A 10,112-nucleotide genomic window follows, 5' to 3' on the forward strand; every position below is an offset into this window, starting at 1 on the left:
CTTAGAACTCCAGTCCGGCTTCGCGCGCCGCCTCGGCCAGCGCCTTCACGCGGCCGTGAAACAGGAAGCCGCCACGATCGAAGACGACCTGCGTGACACCGGCTGCCTTGGCAGCCTCCGCCACGCGCTTGCCGACGGCGGCAGCCGCCTCGGCATTGGCGGTCTTGCCCTCGTGCCCGGCCAGCGTCGACGCCGAGGCCACGGTGCGGCCCTGCACGTCGTCGATGACCTGCGCATACATGTGCTTGCCCGAACGATGGATCGACAGGCGCGGACGATTGCCGGCACGCGCACGAAGCGCGGTGCGGTTGCGGCGACGCCGCTTGTCGAAAAGCGAAAGACCCTTGGTCACTTCTTCTTCCCTTCCTTACGGAAGATAAACTCGCCCGCGTACTTGATGCCCTTGCCCTTGTACGGCTCCGGCTTGCGCCAGCGGCGGATCTCGGCGGCCAGCTGACCGACCTTCTGCTTGTCCGAACCGCTGATCTCGATCGTGGTCGCGTCCGGCGTCTTTACCTCGATGCCTTCCGGCACGTCGATGTTGACGTCATGGCTGTAGCCGAGCTGCAGCTTCAGGTTGCGGCCCTGTGCGGCGGCACGATAGCCGACGCCGGTGATGAGCAGCTTCTTGCTGAAGCCCTCGGTCACCCCGGTCACCAAATTCTGTACAAGCGTCCGCTGCATGCCCCAGAACGCGCGCGCGCGCTTGGTGTCGTTGGCCGGCGTCACGCCGATCGCATCCGACTGCAGGTCGTAGCTGATATGCTCGGACAACGGCATCGTCAGGGTGCCCTTCGGCCCCTTGACCGACAGCTCGCTGCCGCTGCGGGTCGCGGTCACGCCCGACGGGATCGGGACCGCTTTCTTGCCAATGCGGCTCATCAGAACACCTCCGCCAGCACTTCGCCACCGACGTTCTGCTCGCGTGCTTCCGCATCGGAAAGCACGCCGCGCGGCGTCGAGACGATGGTGATGCCCAGGCCGTTCATGACGCGCGGCAATTCGGTCGAACCCGAATAGACGCGACGGCCCGGCTTGGAGACGCGCGCGACATGCTTGATCGCGGGCTGGCCCTCGAAATACTTCAGTTCGATGCGCACGCCGGCGGCGGGCCCCATCTGCTCCTCGGAATAGCCACGGATGTAGCCTTCGCGCTGGAGCACATCGAGCACGCGGACGCGCAGCTTGGACGCCGGCGAAAGGACACTGTCCTTCTTCGCGCGCTGGCCATTGCGGATACGGGTGAGCAGGTCACCCAGGGGATCGGTCACTGCCATCTTACGTCCTTACCAGCTCGACTTGGTGAGACCCGGGATCAGGCCCTTGTTGGCCAGATCGCGCAGCATCACACGGGCAAGCCCGAACTTGCGGTAGTAGGCGCGCGGACGACCGGTCAGCGCGCAGCGGTTGCGAACGCGCGTCGGATTCGAATTGCGCGGCAGCTCGGCCATCTTCAGGCGCGCGATGAGACGCTCGGTCTCGTCGAGCGACTGGTCGTTGGCCGTCGCCTTCAGCTTCGCCAGCTTGGGCGCATATTGCGCCACCAGCTTCTTGCGACGCTCGTTCTTGTTCACGGAACTCAGTTTCGCCATGGACTTAAGCTCTCTTTGTCAGACCAGAAGGGCGGTCATGCCGCCTTCTTCTCTTCGGTCGTTTCTTCCTCGATCGGGAACGGGAAACCGAACAAACGCAGCAGCTCGCGCGCCTCGTCGTCGGTCTTCGCACTCGTCGTCACGATCACGTCCATACCGCGCACCTTGTCGATGCGGTCATAGTTGATCTCCGGGAACACGATCTGCTCCTTGATGCCGCAGGCGTAATTGCCACGGCCGTCGAAGCTCTTCGGGTTCAGCCCGCGAAAATCGCGGACGCGCGGGAGCGCGATGGTGATGAAACGGTCGAGGAACTCGTACATCCGCTCGCGACGAAGGGTGACCTTCACGCCGATCGGCATGCCCTCGCGCAGCTTGAACTGCGCGATCGACTTCTTCGCCTTGGTGATGACCGGCTTCTGGCCCGCGATCAGCTCCATCTCGGACGCGGCCTGGTCGACGCGCTTCTTGTCCTGCGTCGCTTCGCCCACGCCCATGTTGAGCACGATCTTGTCGATGCGCGGGATCTCCAGCGCGTTCTTGTAACCGAACTTCTCGGTCATCGCCGCGATGATGCGATCGTCATAGATCGCCTTCATGCGGGGCTTGTAGGCGTCAGCCACCAATCTTCTCCCCGGTCTTGACGGCCACACGGACCTTCTTGCCGTCCTGCGTCTCGAAACGGACGCGGGTCGGCTTGCCGTCGGCGGTGACGTGCGCCACCTTCGAGATGTGCATCGGCGCCTCGATCTTCTCGAGACCGCCCTGCGGATTCGACTGATCGGGCTTGCGGTGACGGGTCGCAACGTTGACGCCGCCCACGATCACCTTGCCATCGCGCGGCATCGCCGCGGTCACGGTGCCGGTCTTGCCCTTGTCCTTGCCGGACAGGACGATGACCTGGTCACCCTTCTTGATCTTCGCGGCGGCCATTACAGCACCTCCGGCGCAAGGCTGATGATCTTCATGTGCTTCTTGCCACGCAGTTCGCGAACCACCGGGCCGAAGATACGGGTGCCGATCGGCTCCTCGTTCTTGTTGACCAGCACCGCGGCGTTGCCGTCGAAACGGATCACCGAACCATCGGCGCGACGGATGTCCTTGGCGGTGCGCACGATCACCGCGCGGTGAACGTCGCCCTTCTTCACGCGGCCACGCGGCTGCGCTTCCTTCACGCTGACGACGATGATGTCGCCGACGCTGGCAGTACGGCGCTTGGAACCACCCAGCACCTTGATGCACTGCACCCGCTTCGCGCCGCTGTTGTCAGCGACGTCGAGATTGGATTGCATCTGGATCATGGATCCGCTTCCTTCTCGCTCTTGGGGTGGATACCGACCCAACCCCGCCTAAAAATATCGACCCCCGGCGTGCGGGCGAACCCGCGCCAGGGGGAGCAGCCCGGTAGCCGCCCCGTCGGTAGAAGGCAAGCCCCCACCCTACGTCGCGCCCCCGCTCGCTCATGTGGTCTCCGGGCTGACGCCCGGACCCTGCACGAAACGATCGGGGGGCTCTCATCTAGCGACGCTTACGCGTCGACGTCGACCCGCTCCGGTGCCACGTGCGTGTTCACGCGGTCCAGCACCTTCCACGTCTTCAGCTTGGAAATCGGCGCAATCTCTTCGATGCGCACCGTCTCACCGGCCTTGTACTCGTTCGCCTCGTCATGGGCGTGATACTTCTTCGAACGGCGAATGATCTTGCCGTAGAGCGGGTGCTTGACCTTGCGCTCCACGTTCACGACCACCGTCTTTTCGCCCTTGTCGGAGACGATCACTCCGGTCAGCACGCGCTTCGGCATGTGCGTCGTCCTCTTACTTGGCCACAGCCGCAGCGGTGCGCTGCGTCTGCAGGGTCTTGATGCGCGCGATATCCTTGCGGACCTCACGCACGCGGCTCGGCTTTTCCAGCTGGCTGGTCGCGGCCTGGAAGCGCAGGTTGAACTGCTCGCGCTTCAGGTTGCCCAAGCTCTCGGAGAGCTGGTCGTCGCTTTGCCCGTTATAGTCGATCTTCGCCATCTTACTCGCCTCCCAGGTGCGAGGTGTCGCCCAGGCGCGCCACGACCTTGGTCTTGATCGGCAGCTTCATCGCGGCGCGTTCGAACGCCTCCGCGGCCAGCGGCCCCTCGACGCCGTCGAGCTCGAACAGGATCCGGCCCGGCTTGACGCGTGCCGCCCAGAACTCCGGCGAACCCTTGCCCGAGCCCATGCGAACTTCGGCGGGCTTGCTCGACACCGGCACGTCCGGGAACACGCGGATCCACAGACGCCCCTGGCGCTTGATGTGACGCGTGATCGCGCGGCGGGCCGCCTCGATCTGACGCGCGGTGATACGATCCGGCTCCATCGCCTTCAGGCCATAGGAGCCGAAGTTCAGCGTCGTGCCGCCCTTGGCGTCGCCGTGAATACGGCCCTTGAACGCCTTGCGGAACTTGGTGCGCTTCGGTTGCAGCATTGCTCTTTATCCTTAGCGACGATCGTCGCGCGCCGGGCGCACGCCGGAGGTCTGGGCCTCCATCATCAGGCGATCGGTGGCGAACGGGTCGTGACCGAGGATCTCGCCCTTGAACACCCACACCTTGACGCCGCACACGCCGTACGCGGTATGCGCCTCGGCATGGGCATAGTCGATGTTGGCGCGCAGCGTGTGCAACGGCACCCGCCCCTCACGATAGCTCTCCGAACGCGCGATTTCCGCACCGCCCAGTCGGCCACCGCAATACACCTTGATGCCGTCGGCGCCGAGACGCATCGCGGACTGCACCGCGCGCTTCATGGCGCGGCGGAACGCGATACGACGCTCCAGCTGGTCGGCGATGCCCTGCGCCACAAGGCGCGCATCGACTTCCGGCTTGCGGATCTCGACGATGTTCAGCGACACTTCCGAGCTGGTCATCGCGCCGAGGATCTTCCTCAGCTTCTCGATGTCCGACCCCTTCTTGCCGATGATCACGCCCGGACGGGCAGCGAACACCGAAATGCGGCACAGCTTGGCCGGACGATCGATCACCACCTTGGAGATCGCGGCCTGCGGCAGCGTCTTCATGATATACTGACGGATCTTCAGATCCTCCAGCAACAGGCGGCGATAATCGCCACCCTCGGCGTACCAGCGGCTGTCCCAGGTGCGGTTGATCTGCAGGCGCAGACCGATGGGATTGCTCTTGTGACCCATTAGGCTTCTTCCTGCTCGCGCACGACGATCCGCAGCCGTGAGAACGGCTTGAGGATGCGGGTGGACTTGCCGCGGCCGCGCGTGGCGAACCGCTTCATGGTGATCGACTTGCCGACCGACGCCTCGGACACGACGAGTGCGTCGACGTCGAGGTTGTGGTTGTTCTCGGCATTGGCGATGGCCGAGGCCAGCACCTTGCGCGCGTCAACGGCCATCGACTTCTTCGAGAAGGCGAGGATGTTCATCGCGTCGGCGACCGAGCGGCCGCGGATCAGCGCCGCGACCAGGCCCAGCTTCTGCGCCGAACCACGGATCTGCGTGCCGACCGACAAGGCTTCCTTGTCACCGACCTTGCGGGGGGAAACAGGCTTGCTCATCAGCGCTTGCCCTTCTTGTCAGCTGCGTGACCCGGGAAATACCGGGTCGGCGCGAACTCGCCCAGCTTCATGCCGACCATGTCCTCGTTGACCGTCACGGGAACGAACTTGCGTCCGTTGTAGACGGTGAAGGTCAGGCCGATGAACTGCGGCAGGATGGTGGAACGACGCGACCAGGTCTTGATCGGCGCACGGCCGCCCGCATCCTGTGCCACTTCGGCCTTCTTCAACAGGCTCAGCTCGACGAACGGGCCCTTCCAAACGGAGCGCGCCATTACTTCTTCCTCGCGTGACGGCTACGGATGATCATCTTGTCCGTAGACTTGTTGTGGCGGGTGCGCGCACCCTTGGTCGGCTTGCCCCACGGCGTGACCGGATGACGGCCGCCCGAGGTCCGGCCTTCACCACCGCCATGCGGGTGGTCGACCGGGTTCTTCGCCACACCACGCGTCAACGGGCGCTTGCCCATCCAGCGGGTACGGCCTGCCTTGCCGAGGTTCTGGTTCTGGTTGTCCGGGTTGGACACCGCGCCGACCGTCGCCATGCAATCGCCATGGATGTAGCGCTGCTCGCCCGAGTTCAGGCGAACGATCACCATCCCGCGATCGCGACCGACGACCTGCACGTAGGTGCCGGCCGAACGGGCGATCTGCCCGCCCTTCCCCGGCTTCATCTCCACGTTGTGGACGATGGTGCCGACCGGCATCTGACCCAGTTCCATCGCATTGCCCGGCTTCACGTCGGTCTTCCGACCGGCGATCACCTTGTCACCCACCGCCAGACGCTGCGGCGCGATGATGTAGACCTGCTCCTCGTCCGGGTAGCTGATCAGCGCGATGAACGCGGTGCGGTTGGGATCATATTCCAGCCGCTCGACCGTGCCCTCGACGTCCCAGGTGCGACGCTTGAAGTCGATGAAACGATACCGCTGCTTGTGGCCGCCCGCGATGCCGCGCGACGTCACGTGGCCCTTGTTGTTGCGGCCGCCGCTCTTGCGCTTGCCCTCGGTCAACGCCTTGACGGGCTTGCCCTTCCACAGCGACGACTTGTCGACGAGGATCAGGCCGCGCTGTGCCGGCGAGGTCGGGTTATAATGCTTGAGTGCCATGTTACTTGGCCCCCTCGGTAACGTCGATCGACTGCCCCTCGCGGAGCGTGACGATCGCCTTCTTCATGTCGGACCGCTGATAGGGCGCACCCTTCCAGCGCTTGGTCTTGCCCTTCTGGACGATCGTGTTCACGCCGACGACGCTGACGTCGAACAGCGCTTCGACAGCCGCCTTGATCTCGGGCTTGGTCGCCTTGTTGGCGACCTTGAAGACCACCGCATTGTGCTCGGAAAGCAGCGTGGCCTTTTCGGTGATGTGCGGCGCAACAATCACGTCATAGTGACGGTTGTCGATCGCCTTGGTCGGCTTAGCCATTGAAGCGCGCCTCCAGCTTCTCAACCGCTGCGCGCGTCAGCACCAGCGTATCGGCCTTGATGATGTCGTAGACGTTGGCGCCCACGGCCGGCAGCATGTCCACGCCCGGCAGATTGCGACCGGCGCGGAAGCCTTCGCCCGCCTCGCCGTCGATCACCAGCGTCCGCTTGCCTGCGTTCAGCGTCGCGAAATGGCCCTTCAGTTCCTTGGTCTTGGCGACCTCGAAACCTTCCAGGACGATCAGCGAGCCCGCCTTGGCGTGGCTGCTGAGCGCCATCTTGAGACCCAATGCGCGGATCTTCTTGTTGAGACCCGGATTGAAATCGCGAACGCGTGCACCGTGAGCCTTACCACCGCCGACGAAGACGGGAGCGCGGCGATCACCGTGACGGGCGACGCCGCCGCCCTTCTGGCGACCGAGCTTCTTGCCCGTACGCGCGACGTCCGCACGCTCGCGGGTGCCGCGCGCGGTGGCGCGACGCTTCTCGAGCTGCCAGGTCACGACGCGGTGCAGGATGTCGGCGCGCGGATCGAGGCCGAAGACCTCGTCGTTGAGCTCGATATCCGCTGCGTCGGTGCCGGCAAAGGAGGAAACCTTGACCTTCACGTTCAGCCCTCCTGGCCGTCGGCCGCGGGCGTGTCGACCGACGCATCGGCCGGCGTGTTCGCCGCGGTGTTGTTGTTGGCGGCCGCCTTGATCGACGCCGGGAACGGCGCACCTTCGTGGCGATCCTGCTTGACGGCGTCCTTGACGAACAGCCAGCCACCCTTCGAGCCGGGCACGGAACCCTTCACGAAGATGAGGCCGCGCTCCACGTCGGTGCCGACGATCTCGAGGTTCTGCTGCGTGCGGTTGCGGTCGCCCATGTGGCCGGCCATCTTCTTGTTCTTGAAGACGCGACCCGGATCCTGGCGGTTACCGGTCGAACCATGCGAACGGTGGCTGACCGACACGCCGTGCGTCGCGCGCAGACCACCGAAGTTCCAGCGCTTCATGGCGCCGGCAAAGCCCTTGCCCTGCGTACGACCCTGGATGTCGACCAGCTGACCGGCGACATAATGGTCGGCCGACAACTCCGCGCCGACGTCGAGGAGGTTGTCCTCGGTCACGCGGAATTCGTGCACGACAGCCTTTGGCTCCACTTCGGCCTTGCCGAAATGGCCGCGCTGCGGCTTGGCGACATTCTTTGCCTTGGCGACACCTGCGCCAAGCTGGACGGCGGTATAGCCATCCCGATCATTCTCGCGACGAGCGACGACCTGAAGCGCCTCGATCTGCAAGACGGTGACCGGCACGTGCCGACCATCGTCCTGGAACAGGCGGGTCATCCCCATTTTCTTCGCGATCACGCCAGTACGCATGATCCGTTGCTCCTTGACAGAGGCACCCTGAAGCCCATCCCCAGGGTGCTTGCGAACGACGCCCTGCGGCGCCGCTCAATTTCCCACCCGGAATATGCGAAGCGCGCCCCCGTCCCGGGCAAGGCGCCTCCCCTGAGGGAGGCAGACGGGAGACGCTGGCCCGGCCACCCGAGAGCGGCCGGCGGTATCTCAATCATCACGGAGCGCCGGTATTCCCGGGCATCTCCGCTGCCATGCCGCAGAGCGGAAACGGCAAACCCGCGGGACTCACGTCAACCGCGGGAGCGGGCCAATTAGGCCAGCTTGATCTCGACGTCAACACCGGCCGCCAAGTCGAGCTTCATCAGCGCGTCGACGGTCTGCGGCGTTGGCTGAACGATGTCGAGCATCCGCTTGTAGGTGCGGACCTCGAACTGCTCACGCGACTTCTTGTCGATGTGCGGCCCACGGTTGACCGTGAACTTCTCGATACGGGTCGGGAGCGGAATAGGGCCACGGATGAGCGCGCCGGTGCGGCGCGCGGTGTCGGCGATGTCGCCGGTCGCCTGATCGAGCACGCGATGATCGAACGCCTTCAGGCGGATGCGGATGTTGCTGTCCATAGTCCCTACCAATGCGAAAGAGCGGGGCACCTGCCCGTTCCGCCCGCCGGATGACCCGTCAGACGAATCGAGAGCACCTCTTGCTGTTCTCGAAAGAAAACCGAAGGGCGGCCATACGGCCGCCCTCATTAAAAGGCAACCGCCCGGCGCACCTTTCGGTACACCGGGCGGCCGCTTTTGCGACGGACCGCCGAAGCGGCCCGGCGTCCTTACTTGGTGATGCCGCTGACGACACCGGCGCCGACGGTCCGGCCACCCTCACGGATGGTGAAGCGCTGCCCGACGTCCATCGCGATCGGCGCGATCAGCTTGATGCCGAGCGCGACGTTGTCGCCCGGCATGACCATCTCGGTGCCCTCGGGCAGCTCGACGGTGCCGGTCACGTCCGTGGTGCGGAAGTAGAACTGCGGACGATAGTTGGCGAAGAACGGCGTGTGACGGCCACCCTCGTCCTTCGACAGCACGTACACTTCCGACGCGAAGTCGGTGTGCGGCTTGATCGTGCCCGGCTTGCACAGCACCTGGCCGCGCTCCACCTCGTCACGCGCCACGCCGCGGATCAGCGCACCGACGTTGTCGCCGGCCTGACCCTGATCGAGCAGCTTGCGGAACATCTCGACGCCGGTGACCGTGGTCTTGCGGACGGTCGGGTGGATACCGACGATCTCGACTTCCTCGCCGACCTTCACGATGCCCGTCTCGACGCGACCGGTCACCACCGTGCCGCGACCCGAGATCGAGAACACGTCCTCGATCGGCATCATGAACGGCTTGTCCAGCGGACGCTCCGGCTGCGGGATGTACTCGTCGACGGCCTTCATCAGCTCCAGAACGGCGTCCTGGCCCAGCTTCTGGTCCGAACCCGACAGCGCGCAGGTCGCCGAACCCTTGATGATCGGAATGTCGTCACCCGGGAACTCGTACGAGCTGAGCAGCTCGCGGACTTCCAGCTCGACCAGCTCGAGTATTTCCTCGTCGTCGACGAGATCGACCTTGTTCATGAACACGACCATCGCGGGAACGCCGACCTGGCGTGCGAGCAGGATGTGCTCACGGGTCTGCGGCATCGGGCCGTCGGTCGCCGAGACGACCAGGATCGCGCCGTCCATCTGCGCCGCGCCGGTGATCATGTTCTTCACATAATCGGCGTGCCCGGGGCAATCGACGTGTGCGTAGTGACGGTTGCTCGTCTCGTACTCGACGTGCGCGGTCGAGATCGTGATGCCGCGCTCACGCTCTTCCGGCGCCTTGTCGATGTTGGCGAAATCGACGGCGGTGCCGCCGGTCGTCTCTGCCAGCACCTTCGTGATCGCCGCGGTCAGCGAGGTCTTGCCATGGTCGACGTGACCGATGGTGCCGATGTTCAGGTGCGGCTTGTTCCGCTCAAACTTAGCCTTAGCCATTGTTTCCCTACCTTCTTGGATTCGTCTTCGCGAACGGAGCCGCAACAGAACGCGGCCCCATAACGGGTGTTTCTCGGTTTCGCAAACCCTAGCCGATCAAGACCGGGGCTGGCAGGCCGGCACGGGAGTGAAACCCCTGCCGTCGGACGGGTCGGCACAGCCACCCCGCCGACCGGCT

Annotated in this window: 19 protein-coding genes; all 19 read right to left on the reverse strand. The window is 64.8% G+C overall.

The genetic code is table 11. From position 1 onward, the window contains the following. Position 1: 1 nt before the first annotated feature. The 19 genes from rplR to tuf all read right to left on the reverse strand — a co-directional run bounded on the left by rplR (position 2) and on the right by tuf (position 9,934). A complete protein-coding gene (rplR, locus tag ASE95_RS14180; protein ID WP_056637545.1) occupies positions 2-352 on the reverse strand; it encodes a 50S ribosomal protein L18 in 351 nt (116 codons plus the stop codon). Beyond that, a complete protein-coding gene (gene rplF, locus ASE95_RS14185) occupies positions 349-882 on the reverse strand; it encodes a 50S ribosomal protein L6 (protein WP_056637548.1) in 534 nt (177 codons plus the stop codon). Before rplF ends, rplR begins: the two co-directional genes overlap by 4 nt. Further along, positions 882-1,277 carry a 30S ribosomal protein S8 gene (gene rpsH, locus ASE95_RS14190; RefSeq protein ID WP_056637552.1) on the reverse strand — a complete coding sequence of 132 codons (396 nt, stop codon included), beginning with the start codon at positions 1,275-1,277 and terminating at the stop codon, positions 882-884. Before rpsH ends, rplF begins: the two co-directional genes overlap by 1 nt. A gap of 9 nt (positions 1,278-1,286) precedes the next feature. Next, positions 1,287-1,592 carry a 30S ribosomal protein S14 gene (gene rpsN, locus ASE95_RS14195; RefSeq protein WP_056637554.1) on the reverse strand — a complete coding sequence of 102 codons (306 nt, stop codon included), beginning with the start codon at positions 1,590-1,592 and terminating at the stop codon, positions 1,287-1,289. A 35-nt stretch (positions 1,593-1,627) separates the two neighbouring features. Then, positions 1,628-2,215, reverse strand: coding sequence for a 50S ribosomal protein L5 (rplE, locus tag ASE95_RS14200; RefSeq protein WP_082450150.1), 588 nt, complete (start codon positions 2,213-2,215; stop codon positions 1,628-1,630). Next, positions 2,208-2,525, reverse strand: a complete 318-nt coding sequence (gene rplX, locus ASE95_RS14205) for a 50S ribosomal protein L24 (RefSeq protein WP_056637561.1) — start codon at positions 2,523-2,525, stop codon at positions 2,208-2,210. Before rplX ends, rplE begins: the two co-directional genes overlap by 8 nt. Beyond that, positions 2,525-2,893, reverse strand: a complete 369-nt coding sequence (rplN, locus tag ASE95_RS14210; RefSeq protein WP_007406105.1) for a 50S ribosomal protein L14 — start codon at positions 2,891-2,893, stop codon at positions 2,525-2,527. The genes rplX and rplN overlap by 1 nt, the downstream gene beginning before the upstream one ends. Positions 2,894-3,120: 227 nt before the next feature. After that, positions 3,121-3,393: a 30S ribosomal protein S17 gene (gene rpsQ, locus ASE95_RS14215; protein WP_056637564.1), complete on the reverse strand. Its 273-nt coding sequence runs from the start codon at positions 3,391-3,393 to the stop codon at positions 3,121-3,123. Between the two features lie 13 nt (positions 3,394-3,406). Continuing rightward, positions 3,407-3,610 carry a 50S ribosomal protein L29 gene (rpmC, locus tag ASE95_RS14220; protein WP_056637567.1) on the reverse strand — a complete coding sequence of 68 codons (204 nt, stop codon included), beginning with the start codon at positions 3,608-3,610 and terminating at the stop codon, positions 3,407-3,409. A gap of 1 nt (position 3,611) precedes the next feature. Beyond that, positions 3,612-4,046: a 50S ribosomal protein L16 gene (gene rplP / locus ASE95_RS14225; RefSeq protein ID WP_056637571.1), complete on the reverse strand. Its 435-nt coding sequence runs from the start codon at positions 4,044-4,046 to the stop codon at positions 3,612-3,614. Between the two features lie 12 nt (positions 4,047-4,058). After that, positions 4,059-4,766 carry a 30S ribosomal protein S3 gene (gene rpsC, locus ASE95_RS14230; protein ID WP_056637574.1) on the reverse strand — a complete coding sequence of 236 codons (708 nt, stop codon included), beginning with the start codon at positions 4,764-4,766 and terminating at the stop codon, positions 4,059-4,061. Beyond that, a complete protein-coding gene (rplV, locus tag ASE95_RS14235; RefSeq protein ID WP_056637578.1) occupies positions 4,766-5,143 on the reverse strand; it encodes a 50S ribosomal protein L22 in 378 nt (125 codons plus the stop codon). The genes rpsC and rplV overlap by 1 nt, the downstream gene beginning before the upstream one ends. Next, positions 5,143-5,418, reverse strand: coding sequence for a 30S ribosomal protein S19 (gene rpsS, locus ASE95_RS14240; RefSeq protein WP_022687062.1), 276 nt, complete (start codon positions 5,416-5,418; stop codon positions 5,143-5,145). Before rpsS ends, rplV begins: the two co-directional genes overlap by 1 nt. Next, entirely contained in the window at positions 5,418-6,251 is an 834-nt protein-coding gene (gene rplB, locus ASE95_RS14245; RefSeq protein ID WP_056637582.1) for a 50S ribosomal protein L2, read from the reverse strand. The genes rpsS and rplB overlap by 1 nt, the downstream gene beginning before the upstream one ends. A gap of 1 nt (position 6,252) precedes the next feature. Then, positions 6,253-6,567 carry a 50S ribosomal protein L23 gene (locus ASE95_RS14250; protein ID WP_056637584.1) on the reverse strand — a complete coding sequence of 105 codons (315 nt, stop codon included), beginning with the start codon at positions 6,565-6,567 and terminating at the stop codon, positions 6,253-6,255. Then, positions 6,560-7,174, reverse strand: a complete 615-nt coding sequence (gene rplD, locus ASE95_RS14255) for a 50S ribosomal protein L4 (protein ID WP_056637587.1) — start codon at positions 7,172-7,174, stop codon at positions 6,560-6,562. Before rplD ends, ASE95_RS14250 begins: the two co-directional genes overlap by 8 nt. A gap of 2 nt (positions 7,175-7,176) precedes the next feature. Then, positions 7,177-7,929 carry a 50S ribosomal protein L3 gene (rplC, locus tag ASE95_RS14260; protein ID WP_056637591.1) on the reverse strand — a complete coding sequence of 251 codons (753 nt, stop codon included), beginning with the start codon at positions 7,927-7,929 and terminating at the stop codon, positions 7,177-7,179. A gap of 293 nt (positions 7,930-8,222) precedes the next feature. Next, positions 8,223-8,531, reverse strand: coding sequence for a 30S ribosomal protein S10 (gene rpsJ, locus ASE95_RS14265; protein ID WP_007406109.1), 309 nt, complete (start codon positions 8,529-8,531; stop codon positions 8,223-8,225). A gap of 209 nt (positions 8,532-8,740) precedes the next feature. Further along, the gene (tuf, locus tag ASE95_RS14270; RefSeq protein ID WP_056637594.1) at positions 8,741-9,934 is read right to left on the reverse strand and encodes an elongation factor Tu; all 1,194 of its coding nucleotides are present in this window, start codon (positions 9,932-9,934) and stop codon (positions 8,741-8,743) included. Between the last annotated feature and the right edge of the window lie 178 nt (positions 9,935-10,112).

The sequence above is a fragment of the Sphingomonas sp. Leaf231 genome (assembly GCF_001421995.1).
Lineage (GTDB): Bacteria > Pseudomonadota > Alphaproteobacteria > Sphingomonadales > Sphingomonadaceae > Sphingomonas.